The 20273-nt window shown below is 72.2% G+C and carries 16 protein-coding genes; 9 read left to right on the top strand and 7 right to left on the bottom strand.

Annotated features, from left to right (window positions below; all coding sequences use genetic code 11):
* Nucleotides 1-8: 8 nt before the first annotated feature.
* The gene (locus BGO91_RS12455; RefSeq protein WP_290473068.1) at nucleotides 9-1196 is read right to left on the bottom strand and encodes a Gfo/Idh/MocA family oxidoreductase; all 1188 of its coding nucleotides are present in this window, start codon (nucleotides 1194-1196) and stop codon (nucleotides 9-11) included.
* 164 nt (nucleotides 1197-1360) lie between these two features.
* On the opposite strand from BGO91_RS12455, the gene BGO91_RS12450 reads away from it, so the two are divergent.
* Complete coding sequence (locus BGO91_RS12450) at nucleotides 1361-2335, top strand: acetylxylan esterase (protein WP_290473067.1); 975 nt, start codon at nucleotides 1361-1363, stop codon at nucleotides 2333-2335.
* 123 nt (nucleotides 2336-2458) lie between these two features.
* On the opposite strand, the gene BGO91_RS12445 is transcribed toward BGO91_RS12450, so the two are convergent.
* Complete coding sequence (locus BGO91_RS12445) at nucleotides 2459-3457, bottom strand: LacI family DNA-binding transcriptional regulator (RefSeq protein WP_290473066.1); 999 nt, start codon at nucleotides 3455-3457, stop codon at nucleotides 2459-2461.
* Between the two features lie 227 nt (nucleotides 3458-3684).
* Here BGO91_RS12445 and BGO91_RS12440 point away from each other — a divergent pair, with 227 nt between their 5' ends.
* The 6 genes from BGO91_RS12440 (at nucleotide 3685) to BGO91_RS12415 (ending at nucleotide 12111) form a co-directional block, all read left to right on the top strand.
* The gene (locus BGO91_RS12440; protein ID WP_290473065.1) at nucleotides 3685-4971 is read left to right on the top strand and encodes an extracellular solute-binding protein; all 1287 of its coding nucleotides are present in this window, start codon (nucleotides 3685-3687) and stop codon (nucleotides 4969-4971) included.
* Nucleotides 4972-4982: 11 nt separating this feature from the next.
* Nucleotides 4983-6002 (top strand): carbohydrate ABC transporter permease, encoded by a 1020-nt coding sequence (locus tag BGO91_RS12435; protein ID WP_290473064.1) that lies wholly within the window; start codon nucleotides 4983-4985, stop codon nucleotides 6000-6002.
* Nucleotides 5999-6892 (top strand): carbohydrate ABC transporter permease, encoded by an 894-nt coding sequence (locus tag BGO91_RS12430; protein WP_290473063.1) that lies wholly within the window; start codon nucleotides 5999-6001, stop codon nucleotides 6890-6892. Before BGO91_RS12435 ends, BGO91_RS12430 begins: the two co-directional genes overlap by 4 nt.
* 55 nt (nucleotides 6893-6947) lie before the next feature.
* Nucleotides 6948-9290, top strand: coding sequence for a glycoside hydrolase family 3 N-terminal domain-containing protein (locus BGO91_RS12425; protein ID WP_290473062.1), 2343 nt, complete (start codon nucleotides 6948-6950; stop codon nucleotides 9288-9290).
* A 48-nt stretch (nucleotides 9291-9338) separates the two neighbouring features.
* Nucleotides 9339-10529 (top strand): xylose isomerase, encoded by a 1191-nt coding sequence (gene xylA, locus BGO91_RS12420; protein ID WP_290473061.1) that lies wholly within the window; start codon nucleotides 9339-9341, stop codon nucleotides 10527-10529.
* 124 nt (nucleotides 10530-10653) lie between these two features.
* The gene (locus tag BGO91_RS12415; RefSeq protein WP_290473060.1) at nucleotides 10654-12111 is read left to right on the top strand and encodes an FGGY family carbohydrate kinase; all 1458 of its coding nucleotides are present in this window, start codon (nucleotides 10654-10656) and stop codon (nucleotides 12109-12111) included.
* A gap of 341 nt (nucleotides 12112-12452) precedes the next feature.
* On the opposite strand, the gene BGO91_RS12410 is transcribed toward BGO91_RS12415, so the two are convergent.
* The 5 genes from BGO91_RS12410 to BGO91_RS12390 all read right to left on the bottom strand — a co-directional run bounded on the left by BGO91_RS12410 (nucleotide 12453) and on the right by BGO91_RS12390 (nucleotide 18260).
* The gene (locus tag BGO91_RS12410) at nucleotides 12453-13688 is read right to left on the bottom strand and encodes a glycerate kinase (RefSeq protein WP_290473059.1); all 1236 of its coding nucleotides are present in this window, start codon (nucleotides 13686-13688) and stop codon (nucleotides 12453-12455) included.
* A gap of 5 nt (nucleotides 13689-13693) precedes the next feature.
* Entirely contained in the window at nucleotides 13694-14563 is an 870-nt protein-coding gene (locus tag BGO91_RS12405; protein WP_290473058.1) for a sugar phosphate isomerase/epimerase, read from the bottom strand.
* Complete coding sequence (locus tag BGO91_RS12400) at nucleotides 14560-15717, bottom strand: dihydrodipicolinate synthase family protein (RefSeq protein WP_290473057.1); 1158 nt, start codon at nucleotides 15715-15717, stop codon at nucleotides 14560-14562. The genes BGO91_RS12405 and BGO91_RS12400 overlap by 4 nt, the downstream gene beginning before the upstream one ends.
* Entirely contained in the window at nucleotides 15714-16874 is a 1161-nt protein-coding gene (locus BGO91_RS12395) for a Gfo/Idh/MocA family oxidoreductase (RefSeq protein ID WP_290473056.1), read from the bottom strand. Before BGO91_RS12395 ends, BGO91_RS12400 begins: the two co-directional genes overlap by 4 nt.
* Nucleotides 16875-16979: 105 nt before the next feature.
* On the bottom strand, nucleotides 16980-18260 hold the full coding sequence (locus BGO91_RS12390) for an MFS transporter (RefSeq protein WP_290473055.1): 1281 nt from the start codon (nucleotides 18258-18260) through the stop codon (nucleotides 16980-16982).
* Between the two features lie 197 nt (nucleotides 18261-18457).
* Here BGO91_RS12390 and BGO91_RS12385 point away from each other — a divergent pair, with 197 nt between their 5' ends.
* Entirely contained in the window at nucleotides 18458-19120 is a 663-nt protein-coding gene (locus BGO91_RS12385; RefSeq protein WP_290473054.1) for a ThuA domain-containing protein, read from the top strand.
* A gap of 120 nt (nucleotides 19121-19240) precedes the next feature.
* Entirely contained in the window at nucleotides 19241-20251 is a 1011-nt protein-coding gene (locus tag BGO91_RS12380) for a hydroxyacid dehydrogenase (RefSeq protein WP_290473053.1), read from the top strand.
* Nucleotides 20252-20273 lie beyond the last annotated feature (22 nt).

Raw genomic sequence — 20273 nt, 5'->3', positions numbered from 1 at the left:
GAGGTGGATCAGCTGGTCGGGGTCCAGGCGCTTCCCGCGGCGGCACTGCGCTCGACGGCGGCGAGGACGCGCTGGATGTGGAGGCCGTCGGCGAACGACGGCTCGGGGTCGGTGCCGGCGGCGATCGCGGTGACGAAGTCGACGACCTCGTGGCTGAAGGCGTGCTCATAGCCGATGGCGTGCCCGGTCGGCCACCAGTTGGCCATGTACGGGTGCTCCGGCTCGGTCACGAGGATGCGGGTGAAGCCCTGCTCCCCCGCGGGCGCCGTGGCGTCGTAGAACTGCAGCTCGTTCATCGCCTCCAGGTCGAAGGCGATCGCGCCGCGGGAGCCGGAGAGCTCGATCCGGAGCGCGTTCTTGCGGCCGGTGGCGTAGCGGGTGGCCTCGAAGGCGCCGATCGCGCCCGCCGCGGCGCCGCCGTCGAGGCGGGCGGTGAACCAGGCCGCGTCGTCCACCGTCACGCGTCCGCGCTCCGCGGAGGCGGTCCCGGAGAGGCCGACGGTCTCGCCGAGCAACGGGCGCTCCTCGACGAACGTCGCGAGCGTGCCGGACACGCTCGACAGCTGCGAGCCGGTCAGATGCTCGACGAGGTCGATCGCGTGCGCGCCGATGTCGCCGAGGGAGCCGGAGCCCGCCTGCTCCTTGTCGAGCCGCCACGTCATCGGGCCGTCCTCGTCGGTGAGCCAGTCCTGGAGGTAGAGGGCGCGCACCTGACGGATCGTGCCGAGCCGCCCCTCCTCGACCAGCCGCCGCGCGAAGCCGATCGCGGGCACGCGCCGGTAGCTGAACCCCACCATCGACCGCACACCCCGGGCTCCGGCGCGCTCGGCGGCGGCGACCATGGCCTCCGCTTCCGCGACGGTGTTGGCGAGCGGCTTCTCGCAGAGCACGTGCTTGCCCGCATCCAGAGCCGCGATCGCGATCTCGGCGTGCGACGAGCCGGGCGAGCAGATGTCGACGACGTCGATCGCGGGGTCGTCCATCACGCGACGCCAGTCGGTCTCCGCCCGCTCCCAGCCGAGCTTCGCGCGGGCGGCCTCGACGCGCTCCGCGTCGCGCCCGACGATCGTGCGCATCACGGGCTCGGCCGGGAGGTCGAAGAACCGCGGCGCGACACGCCAGCCCTGGGAGTGGGCGGCCCCCATGAAGCCGTAGCCGATCATCGCCACCCGCAGGCGGCCCACCACATCCGTCATCGTGTCCCGCTCCCTCGCGCTCGGCTCCTGGTGACGGTAACGGCGGCTCGGAGCGACCCGCAAGTGGCCGCGGCGGATTGGAAAACTTTCGTGCGCCCCGCATCCGCCACCCGCTGGGCCATCCGGTCGCTGGGCCATCCGGTCGCTGTGCCACAATGTCGGCCATGCCCCTCTCCGACCTCACGCACGCCGAGCTGCTCGCCTATCGCCCGGAGGTCGACGAACCGGCCGACTTCGACGCGTTCTGGACCGGGACGCTGGAGGAGGCGCGCGCTGCGGGCGGCGCCGCCACGCTCGTCCCGGCCGAGACGCCGATCACGCAGCTGATCGTGGAGGACCTCACCTTCCCGGGCTTCGGGGGCGAACCGGTGAGCGCGTGGGTGACCCGGCCGAAAGACGCGGACGGCCCGCTCCCCGCGGTCGTGCAGTACCAGGGCTACGGCGGCGGGCGCGGCCTCCCGGGCGACAACGCCCTGTGGGCGCTCGCGGGGTACGTGCACGTGATGGTCGACACCCGCGGACAGGGCAGCCGCTGGGGCTCGGGAGGCTCCACCGCGGACCCGCACGGCACCGGCCCGTCGGTCCCCGGCTTCATGACCCGCGGCATCGAGGACCCGCGCGACTACTACTACCGCCGCGTGTTCACCGACGCGGTGCGTGCCGTCGACGCCACGCGCGCGCTGCCGTTCGTCGACGCGGAGCGCCTCGCGGTCACCGGCGGCAGCCAGGGCGGCGGGATCGCGATCGCGGCCGGCGCGCTGGCGGACGGCGTATCGGCCGTGCTGCCCGACATCGCGTTCCTGTGCGCGTACCGGCGCGGCGCCGACGTGGCGGCGGACGGTCCGTTCGTCGAGCTGGCGCAGTACCTGTCGGTGCACCGCGACCGGGTGGACGAGGTCTTCCGCACGCTGTCGTACTTCGACGGCGTGAACTTTGCCCGCCGCATCCACGCGCCCGCGCTGTTCTCGGTCGCGCTGATGGACACGGTCGTGCCGCCGTCGACGACCTTCGCGGCCTACAACCACCTCGGGTCGGAGGATCGCACGATCGAGGTGTACGCGTTCAACGACCACGAGGGCGGCGGCACCGTCCACTGGCAGAAGCAGGCGGTCTGGCTGCGGGAGCGCTTCGCCCTCTGAGGCGCCGGGCGCTCCGCGCTCCGCATTGCGCCCTGCCGCCCGCGACTGCGCCGTCCCGGGACGATTGCGCGCCGTCGACGCGCCGCAATCGTCCCGCGGGACCGCAGTCGCGGCGCAGGCGATTCAGCGCGGGGGCGCGGTCGTGCCGCGGGTGATGAGGCGCGTGGGGAGGACGAGGTGCGTCTTCTCGGGGGTCTCGTCGTTCATGAGGGCCGTCAGCATCCCGACCGCGGCGGCGCCGAGGCCCTGGATGGGCTGCCGGATGGTCGTGAGCTGCGGCGTCGACTGCGACGCCTCGGGCACGTCGTCGAAACCGACGACGGCCAGGTCGCCGGGGACGTCGATGCCCAGCTCCGCCGCGACCTCGATGACGGTGATGGCCGAGAGGTCGTTCGCCGCGAACACGGCGGTCGGGCGGCCGGGCTGTGCGAGGAGCCGCAGCGCAGCCTCCCGCACCGTCTCGGGCTCGTAGCGGCCGACGGCGACGATCTCGGGGTCGTAGGCCAGGCCCGCCTCGCCCAGCGCACGCCGGTAGCCGGCGTCGCGCAGTCCGGAGGAGCGCAGGTCCGGGCGTCCGGCGAGGAAGCCGATGCGGCGATGGCCGAGCTGCACCAGGAACTCCGTGGCCTGACGCGCGCCGCCGAAGCTGTCGGACTCGACCGTGGGGAGGTCGGCGCGGCCGGTGTGCGGGTCGATCGCGACGATCGGCACGTCCGCCGAGACGTTCACCACGGTGGGCGTGACCATGATCACGCCGTCGATCAGGGTGCCGCTGAGCCGGCTCAGCGAGCGCCGCTCCCAGCCTTCGGGCGAGAGCTGGCGCGATCCGCTGTACGCGAGGAGGTCGTAGCGCGAGTCGTGCAGGGCGGCGCCGACGCCCTTCAGGATCTCGGCGCTGAACGGCTCGAAGTCGGCCACGAGCACGCCGATCACGCCGGTCTGCCGCGACCGCATGCTGCTGGCGACGAGGCTGGACTCGTACCCGAGCTCCTGCACCACCTGCAGCACGCGCTCGACGGTCTGCACTGCGACGCCGTAGCGCCCGTTGACCGCTTTGGACACGGTGGCGACCGAGACGCCCGCGGCCTCGGCCACGTCGTTGATCGTCGGTCGGCGTCCCATGGAGCGCGAGCCTAGCACCGGAAATCGGTTTCGAAAACGATATCGAAAACGTTTGACACGTCTGGGCGGGGTTGCGACACTTCACTCACCGTCCGGGTCACCCCGGGTCCTGCGAGGTCGACCCCGCCGCTCGCGAACGAGGCAGTTGCACGGCGGACGAGACGACACCCGAAACGGGGCATCGCGCGGCGGCGCCCCACTCAACGAAGAGAACAGGTTGGAATCACATGAAAGGCATGAAGCTCCTGACGGGGGCGGCTGTCCTGGTTCTCGGATCGCTGGCGCTCAGCGCCTGCAGCGGTCCGTCCGACAGCTCCAGCGACAGCAAGGTCTCCATGACCCTCTGGCACAACGCCACCACCGGTCCCGGTGCGGCGTTCTGGAAGACCACGGTCGCCGACTTCGAGAAGGCGAACCCGAACGTCACCATCAAGGTCCAGGCGATCCAGAACGAGGACCTCGACGGCAAGCTCCAGACCGCGCTGAACTCCGGCGACGCCCCTGACATCTTCCTGCAGCGCGGCGGCGGCAAGATGGCGGCGATGGTGCAGGCCGGCCAGCTGATGGACCTCACCGACAAGGTCTCCTCCGACACCAAGAAGGTCGTCTCCGACGCCTCCTTCAAGGCCGAGACGTACCAGGACAAGGTCTGGGCCATGCCGGTCTCGGTGCTGCCGGGCGGGCTGTTCTACAGCCAGGACCTCTTCAAGGCCGCCGGGATCACCGAGGCTCCCGCCACCATCGACGACCTGAGCGCCGATGTGCAGAAGCTCAAGGCCACCGGCGTCGCCCCCATCGCGCTCGGCGCGAAGGACGCCTGGCCGGCCGCGCACTGGTTCTACTGGTTCGCGCTGCGCGAGTGCTCGCCCGCGACGATGGAGAAGACCGCCGACTCGAAGGACTTCTCCGACGGCTGCTGGCTGAAGGCCGCGCAGGACCTGCAGGACTTCGCCGCGCAGAACCCGTTCAACGACGGCTTCCTCACCACCTCGGCACAGCAGGGCGCCGGCAGCTCGGCCGGCCTGGTGGCCAACCACAAGGCGGCCATGGAGCTCATGGGCGCCTGGGACCCGGGAGTGATCGCCTCCCTGACGCCCGACCAGAAGCCGCTGCCCGACCTCGGCTTCTACCCCTTCCCGGAGCTCTCCGGCGGCAAGGGCGAGCCCGGCGCCATCATGGGCGGCGTCGACGGCTACTCGTGCTCGGTCAAGGCGCCGAAGCAGTGCGCCGACTTCCTCAACTACATCGCGACGACCCCGGTGCAGGAGGCCTACTACAAGGCCTTCAACGCCCCGCCGGTCAACACGGAGGCGCAGAAGCAGGTCACCGAGCCCTACCTGCAGGACGTGCTCGCCGCCTACAACAAGGCGCCGTACGTCTCGCAGTGGCTCGACACCGTGCTCGGCCAGAACATCGGCAACGCGCTGAACGTCGCGGTCGTCGACATGCTGGCGGGCAAGAGCGACCCGAAGGGCCTCATCCAGGCGGCGAACGACGCCGCCAAGAAGGGCTGAGAGGACCACCCGTGAGCACCACCCGCGAGACCACCCGCCCCGGCTCCGTGTCGACGTCGGATCTCGCGCAGCACGACGGGAGCGGCGCGAAGGCGTCGCTCCCGTCGCGGCCGCGCCGGCGCGGCGCCGGCTGGTCCGGCCGCGCAGAGATCGCCCTTCTGGCCGGCCCGGCCGTCATCGTCTTCCTGGCCTTCGTGATCCTCCCGGTCGCGATGGCCGCCTACTACGGCTTCTACCGCTGGGCCGGGTACGGCCCGCCCACCGACTTCGTCGGGCTGCAGAACTACGTCGTCATCCTCACCGACCCGGCGTTCCTGCAGGCCATCGGGCACAACGCCTTCATCGTCGTGATGTCCCTGGTCATCCAGGGCCCGATCGCGATCCTGCTGGCGCTGCTGCTCAACCGCCGGATGCGCGGCCAGTCGATCATCCGCATCCTGATCTTCGTCCCCTACGTTATCTCGGAGGTGGTGGTCGGCACGGGCTGGAGCCTGATGCTCTCGACCAACGGCGCGCTCAACGGGATGCTGCACAACCTCGGGCTCGGCAGCCTCGCGCACGACTGGCTCTCCGACCCGAACATCGCCATCTGGACCCTGATGGGCATCCTGACCTGGAAGTACGTCGGCTTCGCCGTCATCCTCTTCCTCGCCGGCCTCCAGGGCATCCCGGAGGAGCTGTACGAGGCCGCCGCGCTCGACGGCGCCTCCTACTGGCAGATGCAGCGCCGGATCACCCTCCCCCTGCTCGGGCCGACGCTGCGGATCTGGGCGTTCCTGTCGATCATCGGCGCGCTGCAGCTGTTCGACCTCGTCTACATCATCTGGGGCCAGTACGTCGCATCGACGGCGGGCACCTCGACGATGGCGACCTACATGGTCGCGAACGGCCGCAACGCGGGCAACTACGGCTACGGCAACGCGGTCGCGGTCGTGATCTTCCTGATCTCCCTCGTCGTCGCGCTCATCTACCAGCGCTTCGTGCTCCGCCGTGACACCGCAGGCGCCCTCACCGAAAGGAAGACCCGATGACCGCGCTCACCGCCGGGCGGACCCGGCGCCGCGGGAGCGGCACGAACCCGTCGAAGCGCTCCACGAAGGAGCGGCTGCCCTGGGGCTCGCCGACGGTCTACTTCATCGCGTTCGTCGTGATCGCGCTGATGGTCGTGCCGATCATCTACATCATCCTGGGCGGCTTCCGCACCAACTCGCAGATCACGGTCGATCCGGCCGGCTTCCCGAACCCGTGGAACGTGCAGAACTACCTGAACGTCCTCGGCGGCAGCGTGTTCTGGGGCCAGGTGCTCAACTCCACGATCGTCGCGCTGGTGACCACGATCGGCGCCGTGGGGCTCGGCCTGATGGCGAGCTACGTGCTCGCGCGCTACCAGTTCCGCGGCCGGGGCGCCCTCTACGCGCTGTTCGCCGCCGGGCTGATGTTCCCGATCACGGTGGCCATCACGCCGCTCTACCTCGTGGTGCGCAACCTCGGCCTGATGAACTCGCTCGGCGGGGTGATCATCCCGCAGATCGCGTTCGCGCTGCCGACGACGATCATCATCCTGGTGCCGTTCCTGCGCGCCATCCCGGACGAGATCCAGGAGGCGGCCTTCATCGACGGCTGCAGCCGCCTGGGCTTCTTCTTCCGGATGGTGCTGCGCCTGTCGCTGCCCGGCGTGATCACGACCGGCATCCTGGCCTTCATCGGCAGCTGGAACAGCTACCTGCTGCCGCTCTTCATCCTCAACAACGACTCGACGTTCACCCTGCCGCTCGGCGTGCAGGCGTTCTCGTCGCAGTACGCCACCGACACCGCGCAGGTGCTCGCGTTCACCTCCCTCTCCATGATCCCGGCGCTGATCTTCTTCAGCCTGTTCGAGCGCCGCATCGTCGGCGGGCTGACCGGCGCCGTCAAGGGCTGACCGGCCCCTCCCCTGGCGACGCTCCGCGCGCCGCAGAAAGAAGTGTGATCTGACCATGACCCCTCTCGACCCCACCGACCGCGTGCGCGACCTGCACGCCCGGATGACCCTCGAGGAGAAGCTCGCCCAGCTGGTGGGCTACTGGGTGGACAAAGGCGACGAGGTCGTCGCGCCGATGGCGGGCGAGCTGGGCAACTCCACGTCGTACCAGGAGGCGACCGAGCACGGCCTCGGCCAGCTCACCCGGGTGTACGGCACGCGCCCGGTGGACCCGGCCGAGCGCGCCGCCTGGCTGTGGGGCGAGCAGCGCCGGCTGGTCGAGCAGACCCGGCTCGGCATCCCGGCCCTCGTGCACGAGGAGTGCCTGACCGGGCTGGCGGCGTGGAAGGCCGCGACCTTCCCGACGCCGCTCGCCTGGGGCGCCTCCTTCGACCCCGGCCTGGTGGAGCGGATGGCGGCCCTGATCGGCGGTTCGATGCGCGAGCTGGGCATCCACCAGGGCCTCGCCCCGGTGCTCGACGTCATCCGCGACCCGCGCTGGGGACGCGTGGACGAGTGCATCGCCGAGGACCCGTACGTGGTCGGCACGATCGGCACGGCGTACGTGCGCGGGCTGCAGTCCTCGGGCGTGCACGCGACCCTCAAGCACTTCGTCGGCTACTCGGCCTCGCAGGCCGGCCGCAACCACGCCCCGGTGCACGCGGGCACCCGGGAGGTGCGGGATGTGCTGCTCCCGCCGTTCGAGATGGCGGTCCGGGACGGCGGGGTGCGGTCGGTGATGAACTCGTACGCCGAGATCGACGGCGTGCCCGTGGGCGCGAACGCCGAGTACCTGACCGGCGTGCTGCGCGACGAGTGGGGCTTCGACGGCGTCGTGGTCTCCGACTACTTCTCGGTCGACTTCCTGCGCACGATGCACGCGGTCGCGGCCGACCGGGGCGAGGCGGCCGAGCTGGCGCTGGCCGCCGGCATCGACGTGGAGCTGCCGACCGGGGACGCGTTCCTGGAGCCGCTCGCCGCACGGGTGCGCGCCGGGCTGACCGACGAGGCGCTCGTCGACCAGGCCGTGCTGCGCGTCCTGGCGCAGAAGGAGGAGCTCGGGCTGCTCGACGAGACCTTCGCCGAGCCTCCCACCTCCATCGACCTCGACACCCCGGAGCACCGCGCGATCGCACGGGAGCTGGCCGAGGAGTCGGTGGTGCTGCTGACCAACGGCGGTCTGCTGCCCCTGGACACGCGGCCGGCGACCCGTCGCATCGCGGTGCTCGGCCCCAACGCGGACGCCCCCGAGGCGCTGATGGGCTGCTACTCGTTCGCGAACCACGTGCTGGCGCACCACCCCGAGGTACCGCTGGGCTTCGAGATCCCCTCGCTACTGAAGGCGGTGACCGCCGAGTTCCCGCACGCCGCGATCACCCACGTGCGCGGCTGCGACGTGGAGGGCGACGACCGCTCCGGCTTCGCACACGCCGTCGAGGCGGCCGAGGCCGCGGACGTGGCGATCGTCGTGGTCGGCGACCGTGCCGGGCTCTTCGGCCGCGGCACCGTCGGCGAGGGCAACGACGTGGAGAGCCTGGACCTGCCGGGCGTGCAGCGCGAACTGGTGCAGGCCGTCGTGCGCACCGGGACCCCCGTGGTGATGGTCGTGCTCTCGGGCCGGCCGTACGCGCTCGACTGGGCCGTCGGCGGCGACCGCACCGACGACGGCGCCCCCGCCGCCGTGCTGCAGGCCTTCTTCCCGGGCGAGGAGGGCGGAGCGGCCATCGCTTCCGTGCTCTCCGGCCGCGTCTCCCCCTCGGGCCGGCTGCCGGTGTCGCTGCCGCGCTCCGCGGGCGCACAGCCCTACTCGTACCTCCACCCCCGGCTGGGCGGCCCCACCGAGATCACGAGCGCGGACAGCACGCCAACGCTGCCCTTCGGCCACGGCCTGACGTACACCGCGTTCGAGCACGACGGCCTCGAGGTGGAGGCGGAGGTCGCGGCGGGCGACGCGTTCACCGCGACCGTCCGCGTGCGCAACACCGGCGACCGCGCGGGCACGGATGTCGTGCAGCTCTACGGCCACGACGTGAGCGCGAGCGTCACCCGTCCCGTCGCCCAGCTGCTGGGCTACCAGCGCGTCGAGCTCGAGGCGGGCGAGGAGGCCGTGGTGCGCTTCACCGTGCCGTCGACGCGGCTGGCCTTCACGGATCGCCGATTCCGGCGGATCGTGGAACCGGGTGCGGTCGACCTGTGGGTCGGCGCCTCCTGCGCGGACCGCGCGACGACGGCGACCGTCGTCGTCACGGGCGACGTGCACGAGGTCACGCCCGACCACGAGCGCTTCGTGGGCGTCTCCATCGAGCGCGAGTCGGTCGAGGGGCTGGCACTGGACGAGGCCGTGTCCGGCCTGGTATAAGTTTATCGAAACAACAAATCACCGACGACGCTGAAGGAATACAGAACCATGAGCCTCACCCCCACCCGCGCCGACAAGTTCTCGTTCGGACTGTGGACGATCGGCTACAACGGCACCGACCCGTTCGGCGGCCCCACCCGCCCCCAGCTCGACGTGGTCGAGGCCGTGACCAAGCTCAGCGAGCTCGGCGCCTACGGCCTCACCTTCCACGACGACGACCTGTTCGCGTTCGGCTCGACCGACGCCGAGCGCCAGACCCAGATCGACCGCCTCAAGCAGGCCCTCGCCGACACCGGCCTCATCGTGCCGATGGTCACCACCAACCTCTTCAGCGCCCCGGTCTTCAAGGACGGCGGATTCACCTCCAACGACCGCTCGGTGCGCCGCTTCGCGCTGCGCAAGGTGCTGCGCAACCTCGACCTGGCCGCCGAGCTCGGCGCCAAGACGTTCGTGATGTGGGGCGGCCGCGAGGGCGCCGAGTACGACTCCGCCAAGAACATCGGCGCCGCGCTCGAGCGCTACCGGGAGGCCGTCAACCTGCTCGGCGACTACGTCACCGACAAGGGCTACGACATCCGCTTCGCCATCGAGCCGAAGCCGAACGAGCCCCGCGGCGACATCCTGCTGCCGACGGTCGGCCACGCGCTCGCCTTCATCAACTCGCTGGAGCGCCCCGAGCTCGTCGGCCTCAACCCCGAGGTCGGGCACGAGCAGATGGCGGGCCTGAACTTCGCCGCCGGCATCGCGCAGGCGCTCTACCACGGCAAGCTCTACCACATCGACCTCAACGGGCAGCGCGGCATCAAGTACGACCAGGACCTCGTCTTCGGCCACGGCGACCTCCAGAACGCCTTCGCCCTGGTCGACCTGCTCGAGAACGGCGGCCCGAACGGCGGCCAGGCCTACGAGGGTCCGCGCCACTTCGACTACAAGCCGTCGCGCACCGAGGACGCGTCGGGCGTCTGGGACTCCGCCGCGGCGAACATGCGCACCTACCTGCTGCTCAAGGAGCGCGCGGCCGCGTTCCGCGCCGACCCCGACGTGCAGGAGGCGCTCGAGGCCGCCAAGGTCAACGAGCTGTCGGAGACGACGCTCGGCGCCGGCGAGAGCTACGACGACCTGCTCGCCGACCGCAGCGCCTACGAGGACTTCGACGCGAGCGCCTACTTCGGCGGCAAGGGCTTCGGCTTCGTGCGCCTGCAGCAGCTGGCGCTCGAGCACCTCCTCAACGCCCGCTGAGACGCCCACCCTCCCACCTCCCCCTCCACCCCGCTTCACCCGTCGAGGTGCACGTCGTGGCGCTCATCCCTGCGAGGATGACGACCACGACGTGCACCTCGATCGATCGTTAGGACACAGTGACGTGACACTCGTCGCCGGCGTCGACTCCTCGACGCAGAGCTGCAAGGTGGTCGTGCGCGACCTGGAGACCGGCGCCCTCGTGCGCAGCGGCCGGGCCGCCCACCCCGACGGCACCGAGGTCGCGCCCGCCGCCTGGTGGAACGCCCTGCAGGAGGCGCTGGCCGCCGCCGGCGGACTCGACGACGTGGCCGCGATCTCCATCGCCGGCCAGCAGCACGGGATGGTCGTGCTCGACGCCGAGGGGCGCGTCATCCGCGACGCCCTGCTCTGGAACGACACCCGCTCGGCGCAGGCCGCCCGCGACCTGATCGACGAGGTCGGCGCTGACGCGTACGCCGAGCGCGTCGGGGTCGTGCCGGTCGCCTCCTTCACCGCCACCAAGCTGCGCTGGCTGCGGGAGGCGGAGCCCGCGAACGCCGCGCGCGTCGCCGCCGTCGCCCTCCCGCACGACTGGCTGACCTGGCGGCTGCGCGGCTACGGCCCCGCCGACGAGAGCCCGCTCGGGCCGGACCTGGAGGCGCTGACCACCGACCGTTCCGACGCCAGCGGCACCGCCTACTGGAGCGCGCGCACCGGAGAGTACGACCTGGACCTGTTCTCGCGCGCGCTCGGCGTGGCGGGCCGGGAGGCCGGCGGCACGTCGGACGGCGATCCGGGAGCCGATGCCGGCGCACCCGGCGTGGTGCTTCCCCGCGTGCTCGGGCCGGGCGAGGCCGCGGGCCGCACCCCGTCCGGCGTGCTCGTGGGCCCCGGAGCCGGGGACAACGCCGGCGCTGCGCTGGGACTCGGCGCCGCGGACGGTGACGTGGTCGTCTCCATCGGCACCAGCGGAACGGTCTTCGCCGTCACGGACACCCCCTCCGCAGACCCGACAGGAACCGTCGCCGGCTTCGCCGACGCGAGCGGACTCTCCCTGCCCCTCATCGCCACGCTCAACGCCGCGCGCGTGCTCGACGCGATCGCGCGCCTCCTGAACCTCGACCACGACGGCCTCGCGGAGCTGGCCCTCACCGCCGAGCCCGGTGCCGGCGGCGTGGTGCTCGTGCCGTACTTCGAGGGCGAGCGCACCCCCAACCTCCCGGACGCGAAGGCCGGCCTGCACGGCCTGACCCTCGCCTCCACCACCCCAGCCAACCTCGCCCGCGCGGCGATCGAAGGGATGCTGTGCGGGCTTGCCGACGGGCTCGACGCCGTGCGCGGGGTCGGCGTGACCGAGCAGCGCATCCTGCTCATCGGCGGCGCCGCGCAGAACCCGGCTGTCGCCGCGGTCGCCGCGCAGGTGTTCGACGCGCCCGTCGTCATCCCGGCCCCCGGGGAGTACGTCGCCGACGGCGGTGCGGTGCAGGCCGCGTGGGCGCTGACGGGCGAGCGCCCGGTGTGGACGGTGGAGGCGGCGGAGCGGCTGCCCGTCGACACGCGCGCCGTGATCCGCGCGCAGTACGCGGCCGCGCGGCCGTAGGGCGCGCGGCCGTAGGGCGCGCGGCGCCCGCAGCGCTTTCGGAGGAGATCCAGCCCCTCCCCACCCCGAATCCCCTCCGTTCCCCTCCGACACGCCGCCTCGGGCGCGGGATCTCCTCCGTTGTCCACGCCGTGGGCAACGGAGGAGGTTCTACGCGACGCGCCCGGCTCGAGCAGGGAACGGAGGGGATGCGTGAGCGGTGGGCGCGAGTCTCCTCCTTTGACCACGCCGTGGGCAACGGAGGAGGTTCCACGCGACGCGCCCGGGTCGAGCAGGGAACGGAGGGGATGCGTGAGCGGTGGGCGCGGATCTCCTCCGTTGGCCGCGGCTGCGGTGGTGCGTCAGTCGGCGGCGCGGGAGGCGAGGGCGGCGCCGGCGGCGCGGGCCCAGCGGAGCGGGTCGGCCAGGGCGGCGTCGGTGCCGCCGGCCAGGTCGGTGAGGGCGACGGCGTCGGCGAAGCCGTGCGGCTCCGCGGTGATCGCTCCGGCGGCGAGCAGCACCGGGATGCCGGCACGGCGCGCGAGGGCGGCGACGTGCTCCGGCGCCTTGCCGGAGGCCGACTGGCTGTCGTAGCGCCCCTCCCCCGTGATGACGAGGTCGGCCGACGCGATGCGCTCCGGCAGTCCGAGCGCGTCGGCGACGGCCGCCGCACCCGGAGCCATCGTCGCGCCCCACACCCGCAGGCCGTACCCGGTGCCTCCCGCGGCCCCTGTACCCGGTTCGTCGACGGCGACAACGGAGGCGGCGGCGGAAGCCGGTGCGACAGCGGAGGCGGCGGAAGCCGGTGCGACAGCGGACGCGGTGACGGCTGCGGAGGCAGCACCTGCGTCCGAGTGCGGGCAATCCGCGCCCTCCTGCCCCGCCTCCAGCGCGGCCCCCAGCACCGCCGCCAGCCGCGCGAGCCCGGCGTCGAGCTCCGGGACATCCGCGGGGGCCGCCCCCTTCTGCGGTCCGAAGACCGCGGCGGCGCCATCCGGCCCCGACAGCGGGCTGGTCACGTCGCTCAGGATGTGCGCGCCACCGGCGGGGAGCGGCCGGAGGCCGGAGAGATCCACCCGGGCGAGGTCCGCCAGGCCGCGATTGCCGGGGGCGACCGGCTGCCCGTCCGCATCGAGGAGCCGGGCGCCGAGCGCGGTCAGCATCCCGGCGCCGCCGTCGGTCGAGGCGCTGCCGCCGATCGCGAGGAGGAGGGAGGTCGCTCCGGCGTCGAGCGCGGCGGCGATGGCCTGGCCGAAGCCGACGGTGTGGGCGTCGAAGGGGGCGGGAGATCGCAGGAGGCCCAGCCCGCTGGTCGCGGCGAGCTCGACGAGGGCCGAACCGTCCGGCAGTGCCAGCCAGGCCGCGTCCACGGTGTCGCCGGACGGGCCGAGCACACGCACCGGTCGTCGCTGCGCTCCGGGCACGGCCACGGCGAACGCGTCCAGGGTCCCCTCGCCGCCGTCGGCCGTCGGTGCGAGCACCACCGCGTCCTGCGGCCGCACGCTGTGCCAGCCCGCGCCGAGCGCCTCCGCCACCTCGGCGGCCGTGGCGGAGCCCTTGAACGAGTCCGGGGCGACGACGACGGTGCGGGCGGTCACGCGTCTCACACTGGCACAGACCGCAGCGGGATGCTGCGCTCGAACGCCCGGACGGTGCGGGCCACGACCTCCTCCGGATCGGCGGCCCAGATGTCGGCGTTGAAGATCTCCACCTCGACGTCCCCCGCGTATCCCGTCGCCTCGACCGCGGCGGTCAGGCCGGCGAAGTCGATGTGGCCGTCGCCCATCATTCCCCGGCCGAGCAGTGCGTCGGCGGGGATGGGGGTGAGGAAGTCGCAGACCTGGTAGCTCGCGATGCGTCCGGCGGCGCCGGCGCGGGCGATCTGCTCGAGCACCTGCGGGTCCCACCAGATGTGGAAGGTGTCCACCACCACGCCGACCGACTCGGCCGGGAACGGCTCGGCCAGGTCGAGGGCCTGCCCGAGCGTAGACACGACGGCGCGATCGGCGGCGTACATCGGGTGCAGGGCTTCGATGGCGAGGGTCACCCCGGCTGCGCGAGCCTCCGGCTCCAGCTCGGCGAGGGCGTCGCCGACCCGGCCGCGCGCGCCGACGAGGTCCGTCGATCCCGCGGGCAGGCCGCCGGCGACGAGCACGAGCACCGCGGCGGACCCGGGAGCGCCGGCCGCGGCGAGCGCCGCCGTCTCCTCGATCGCGCGCCGGTTCTCGTCGATGGCCGCGCGGCGTTCGGGGCCTTCGGGCAGGGTGAAGAACCCGCCGCGGCAGAGGCTGGAGACGCGGAGGCCGCTGTCGGCGACCATCCGGGTCGCCTCCGCCAGCCCCACCTCGGCGACGGGCTCGCGCCAGACGCCGATGGCCTCGATGCCGGCCGCCGCGGTCAGCCGCAGTGCGTCGGCCAGGTTCGCGTACTTGATCGTGGCCTGGTTGAGCGACAGCCGGGCCGGGGCGGTCACGCGTCGACCCCGTTCAGGCGCAGCAGGTCCGACCAGCGCTGGGCGGCCAGGTCGGGGCGTTCGAGGGCCCCGCACGCCCCGGCGAGCCGCACGATCTCCGAGAGATGCGGGAGGCTGCGCGCGGCGTGCAGGCCGCCGACCATGGCGAAGGCGTCCTGGTGGCCGTTGAGCCAGGAGAGGAAGGCGACGCCGGTCTTGTAGAAGTAGGTCGGCGCGGCGAAGACCTGCCGCGACAGCGCCTCCGTCGGGCCGAGGATGGCGCGGTAGCGCTCGGAGTCGCCCGCGTCGAGCGCCTGGATGGCCGCGGAGGCGCTGGGCGCGAGCGCGGCGAACGCACCGAGGAGCGCGTCGGAGTGCGCCTCCCCCGTTCCCTCAATCAGCCCGACGTAGTTGAAGTCGTCGCCGGTGAACATCCGCACGCCCTCGGGCAGCCGGGAGCGCAGCGCGACCTCGGCGTCCGCGTCGAGGAGGCTCATCTTGATGCCCGCCACTTTGTCACCGCCCGCCTCGATGATCCGCAGGACCGTGTCGGCGTCGCCGAAGTAGCCCGCCAGCGCGGGGTCGAACGCCTCGCCGAGCCAGTGCAGGACGACCGGGGCGGCCGCCTGCGCGAGCACCGCCCCGTAGACGCGCTCGTAGTCGGCCGGCGTCTGCGCGGCGCGCGCGAGGTGCCGGCTCGCCATGAGCACGACCCCGGCGCCCGCATCCTCGGTGAAGTGCAGCTGCTCGACGTAGGCGTCGATCACGGCGTCGAGGCCGATGACCTCGTCCGCCACGTGGTCGGTGTTCACGCCGGCAACGACCGAGCCGCCCACCGCGCGGGCCTCGTCGGCGCTGCGGCGGATGAGCTCGCGGGTCGCGGCGGCGTCGAGCCCCATGTTGCGCTGGGCGGTGTCCATCGCGTCGGCGACGCCGAGGCCCCAGCCGTAGACGTGCCGGCGGAAGGCGAGCGTCGCATCCCAGTCGATGTCGGCCGGAGCGCCTGGCACGTTGTCGGCCCAGGGCTTCGGGATGACGTGCGCCGCCGCGTAGGCGACGCGCGACTGCAGCGGAGAGGTGGGACGCTCGGTCACGGCCGGCGCCGCGAGGTCGGCGGTGGAGGTGGTGCCGTCCGCGCGGACCAGCGTGACGGCGCGCACGGCGACGTCGGTCATCGGGCGACCTCGGGAAGGCGCACCTCGGCGAGGTCGATGCGGCGGCCCTCGCGCGACGAGCGGAGGCCCTCCTCCGCCAACTGCACGCCGCGCGCGCCGGCGAGGAAGTCGAACGCGTTCGGGCCGTCCTCCAGCACGTGGCGCAGGAACTCCTCCCACTGCGTCTTGAAGCCGTTCTCGAACACGTCGTTGGCGGGCGACTCGATCCAGTCGCCGTCGTAGTCGTGCTCGTCGGCGAGGTCGGGGTTCCACACCGGCTTGGGCGTCGCGTTGCGCGGCTGGATCTTGCAGCCGAAGAGCCCGACGACGGCGCTGCCGTGCGTGCCGTCGACCTGGAACTCGACCAGCTCGTCGCGGTTGACCCGGGTGGTCCAGCTGGAGTTCAGCTGCGCGGTCACGCCGCCGGCCAGCTGGAAGATGGCGTACGCGGCGTCGTCGGCGGTGGCGGCGTACGGCCGGCCCTGCTCGTCGACGCGCTGCGGGATCTCGGTGACCGCGTGCGCGTAGACCGACTCGACCCGCCCGAACAGGTTCTCGAGCACGTAGCTCCAGTGCGGGAACATGTCGACGACGATCCCGCCGCCGTCCTCCGCGCGGTAGTTCCAGGAGGGGCGTTGCGCCGCCTGCCAGTCCCCCTCGAACACCCAGTAGCCGAACTCGCCCCGCACCGAGAGGATGCGGCCGAAGAAGCCGGAGTCGATGAGCCGCTTGAGCTTGCGCATCCCGGGCAGGTAGAGCTTGTCGTGCACGACGCCGTTCTTGATGCCGGCCTCGTCGGCGAGGCGGGCGAGCTCGAGCGCCTCCTCGAACGACTCCGCGGTGGGCTTCTCGGTGTAGATGGCCTTGCCGGCGGCGATCGCCTTGCGGATCGCGGTGCTGCGCGCCTTCGTGACCAGGAAGTCGGCGTAGATCTGCCAGCGGTCGTCGGCCAGCGCCGCGTCGAGGTCGGTCGTGTAGTCCGGGATGTCATGGCGCTTCGCGAGCTCGGCGAGCTTCTCCTCGCTGCGGCCGACGAGCAGCGGCTCGACCTGCACCCGCGTGCCGTCGGAGAGCAGCACGCCGCCCTGCTCGCGGATCGCGAGGATCGACCGCACCAGGTGCTGCCGGTAGCCCATGCGTCCGGAGACGCCGTTCATGATGATGCCGATCGACGACACGTGTACTCCTTTGTGCTCTGCGTGCGATGCTCGCGCTCCGCAATGCGGGAAAGCGCTTACCAGAACGGTACCGGCCCGATCCGGGTGGCGCAAGCCCCTCCCACTTCACGCCTCCCTGGCGGCGGGAGCCTCGCCCGCGTTCTCTTCCGTGAACGACACCGCGTGGGCCTGCTTGCCGATCGCGGTCAGCACGATCACGGCGATCGCCGCCACCCCGACCGTCGACGCCATCGCCCAGGGATAGCCGAGCTGCGGCGCCAGCGCCTGCTGGATCGGCAGGTTGAACGCCGCGATGACGTTGCCGAGCTGGTACGTGACGCCGGGGTAGAAGCCGCGGATGGCGTTCGGCGACATCTCGTTCAGATGCGCCGGGATGGCTCCCCACGCTCCCTGGGTCGTGAACTGGATGAGGGCGGACCCCAGGCACAGCATCCCCGCCGTCGTGGAGAAGGCGAAGATCGGGATGATCGGCAGGGTCAGTGCTGCGCCCAGGATGATCGTCGCCTTGCGCCCCCAGCGGTCGGACAGCGAGCCGAGGACGATGCAGCCGATGATCGCGCCCACGTTGTAGACGACCGCGATCCATCCCGCCGTCGCCGCATCGAGCCCGGCACCGCCGTTGTCGGTGGCCTTGAGGAACGTCGGATAGATGTCCTGCGTGCCGTGGCTCATCCAGTTGAAGGCCGCCATCAGGAGCACGAGGTAGACGAACCGGCGCAGCACCGCACCGTCGAAGAAGACCCGGCGGATCGAGCTGCCGCTCGCGCGCAGCTTGTCCCGCGACGTCTCCCACACCTCGGACTCGCGCACCCGCGAGCGGATGATCAGCGAGATCAGCGCCGGGAGGATGCTCAGCGCGAACAGCCAGCGCCAGCTCAGCCCGAACACCGAGTGCACGAGCAGGAAGGCGAGCGCCGCGAGCAGGTAGCCCGCCGAGTAGCCCGCCTGCAGGATGCCGGAGTACAGGCCGCGGCGGGTGCGCGGCACCTTCTCCATCGTGAGCGCTGCGCCGAGACCCCACTCGCCGCCCATCCCGATGCCGTACAGCAGGCGCAGGATGAACAGCACGGTGAAGTTCGGCGCGAACGCGCAGAGGAAGCCGACGACCGAGTAGAAGCACACGTCGGCGATCAGCGGGATGCGGCGGCCGACCCGGTCGGCCCACACCCCGAACAGGTAGGCGCCGACGGGGCGCATGATGAGCGTGATGGTCGTCAGGAAGGCCATCTGCTCCAGCGGGACGCCGAACTCGGCGCCGATGTCGGCGTAGACGAGCACGATGATGAAGTAGTCGAAGGCATCCATCATCCAGCCCAGCAGGGACGCGGCGAACGCGTTGCGCTGGTCGGGGGTGAGGCGCGGGGAGGCGACGGCGGTGTCGGACACGGTTCTCCTTACGATCCACGGTGATCGGTTTCGAGCGCGAGAAAGCGCTTGCCGGTGGGTCACCGTAGACCGCCCCGCGCGACTGTCAACCCGTGCGGGGAATCCGCGGGTGCAGGAGCGTGCGGGAGGGGCGCGGGATTGGCGCGGCGCAGCGGAGAGCGCTTACCATCCCGTAGCGTGAACAGCAGGAGGACCCCATGCGAGCACTGATCCTGAGCGGCGCCGGCCGCTACGCCGACCCGTGGCACCCCTTCCCGGAGACCTCGGCCCGGCTGGCCGCGATCGTCCGCGACCAGGGCCTGGAGGTGGAGACCTCGGAGGAGGTCGACGCGCGCATGGCCGCCCTGACCGACGACGACCCCGACCTGCTGGTCCTCAACATCGGCGACCCGGCGCACACCGGCGATCCCGATCCCGAGGCCGAGGCGCGTGGCCGCCTCGGCCTGCTGGCGCACCTCCGCCGCGGGCGCCCACTGCTGGTGTCGCACGTCACCTCGACGTCGCTCCGCGGCATCCCGGAGTGGGAGGCGATCCTCGGCGGGGTCTGGGCGCGCGGCACCTCCTTCCATCCGGACCGCGGGCCGGCGACCATCCTGGTGCACCCGGAGCGCGACCCCCTCGTCGCCGGGCTGGACGACTTCACCGTGGTCGACGAGCGCTACACGGACCTGCGGGTCGACCCGGCCGTGGTGGCGCTCGCCTCGCACGAGCACGAGGGCCGGGAGCACCCGCTCGTCTGGGCGCGCCGCTACGGCGACGCGAAGGTGTTCTACGACGCGCTCGGCCACGACGCCGCGTCGTACGACGCGCCCACGCACCGCCGGATCCTCGAGCGGGCGGTCCGCTGGCTCGTCTCCTGACGTCCGGCCGGCGCTCAGCACTCCTCTCCGAAGTTTTTCTTGACGAACGACGATCCGCGTCGCATAGTTGGGAATGCGCATTCTGGGAATGCGCAATCCAACCCGATCGAGGAGTCGACGATGACAGCACGACGCACGCCCGTCGCCGCATTCGCCATGCGGCCGGACCTGCCCGGACTGCTGTTCGGCCCCGACGACCTGGCCGCGCTCACCCGCGCCGCCGACCTGGACCCGACGCAGACGATCACCGACTTCGCGTCGGCCCCCGCCGGCCTCCTCGAGCGGGTGGAGGTGCTCATCACCGGATGGGGCGCACCGCGCATCGGGGCGGAGGAGCTCGCCAGGATGCCCCGCCTGCGCGCCATCGTCCACGCGGCCGGCACCGTCAAGGGCCACATCGACGACGCGGTCTGGAAGCACGGCCTGCTCGTCACCAGCGCGGCCAGCGCCAACGCGTACCCGGTCGCCGAGTACACCCTGGCGATGATCCTCCTCGCGGGCAAGCGCGTCCCCGACTACATCCGCGGCTACGCGGCCGACCCCGACGTCTACACGCGCGAGCCCGACCCGTCCATCGGCAACTTCAACCGCACGGTCGGCATCGTCGGCGCCTCCCGGGTCGGCCGCCGCGTGATCGAGCTGCTCGATCCGTTCGACATCGACGTGCTGCTCTACGACCCCTCGCTGGAGCCGGGCGACCCGATCCTTCGCCGGGCGCGCCAGGCCGGCCTCGACGAGCTGTTCGAGCGCTCCACCATCGTCAGCGTGCACGCGCCGCTCCTGCCCGAGACGATCGGGATGATCGGCGCCGCTCAGCTCGCCCTGCTCCCCCACGGGGCGACGCTCATCAACACCGCGCGGGCCCCGATCGTCGATCAGGAGGCCCTCACCGCCGCCGTGCGCGACTCCGGCCTCCGCGTCGTGCTCGACGTGACGGACCCGGAGCCGCTTCCGGCCGGTCACCCCCTGCGCACGCTGCCCGGCGTCGTCCTGACCCCGCACGTGGCCGGCGCGCTCGGCACCGAGCTGCGCCGCCTCGGCGAGTGCGCCCTGCACGAGGTCCAACGGTTCGCCGCCGGCCGGCCGGCCGAACATCCCGTCACGAAGGAAGCTCTGATCGCCGTTGCCTGAGACCGTCTCCGTACCCACCCCG

Origin of the sequence: Leifsonia sp. 71-9 (assembly GCF_001898805.1) — a bacterium.
In the GTDB taxonomy this organism is placed as follows: Bacteria; Actinomycetota; Actinomycetes; order Actinomycetales; family Microbacteriaceae; genus Leifsonia.
The sequence above is the reverse complement of the archived record's forward strand: the minus strand, read 5'-3'. Positions and strand labels throughout refer to the sequence as shown.

Excerpts from the sequence above, each read along its gene's own strand:
- BGO91_RS12455 (WP_290473068.1), bottom strand. The coding sequence starts at position 1,196 with ATGACGGATGTGGTGGGCCGCCTGCGGGTGGCGATGATCGGCTACGGC.
- BGO91_RS12450 (WP_290473067.1), top strand. The coding sequence starts at position 1,361 with ATGCCCCTCTCCGACCTCACGCACGCCGAGCTGCTCGCCTATCGCCCG.
- BGO91_RS12445 (WP_290473066.1), bottom strand. The coding sequence starts at position 3,457 with ATGGGACGCCGACCGACGATCAACGACGTGGCCGAGGCCGCGGGCGTC.
- BGO91_RS12440 (WP_290473065.1), top strand. The coding sequence starts at position 3,685 with ATGAAAGGCATGAAGCTCCTGACGGGGGCGGCTGTCCTGGTTCTCGGA.
- BGO91_RS12430 (WP_290473063.1), top strand. The coding sequence starts at position 5,999 with ATGACCGCGCTCACCGCCGGGCGGACCCGGCGCCGCGGGAGCGGCACG.
- BGO91_RS12425 (WP_290473062.1), top strand. The coding sequence starts at position 6,948 with ATGACCCCTCTCGACCCCACCGACCGCGTGCGCGACCTGCACGCCCGG.
- xylA (WP_290473061.1), top strand. The coding sequence starts at position 9,339 with ATGAGCCTCACCCCCACCCGCGCCGACAAGTTCTCGTTCGGACTGTGG.
- BGO91_RS12400 (WP_290473057.1), bottom strand. The coding sequence starts at position 15,717 with ATGACCGACGTCGCCGTGCGCGCCGTCACGCTGGTCCGCGCGGACGGC.
- BGO91_RS12385 (WP_290473054.1), top strand. The coding sequence starts at position 18,458 with ATGCGAGCACTGATCCTGAGCGGCGCCGGCCGCTACGCCGACCCGTGG.
- BGO91_RS12380 (WP_290473053.1), top strand. The coding sequence starts at position 19,241 with ATGACAGCACGACGCACGCCCGTCGCCGCATTCGCCATGCGGCCGGAC.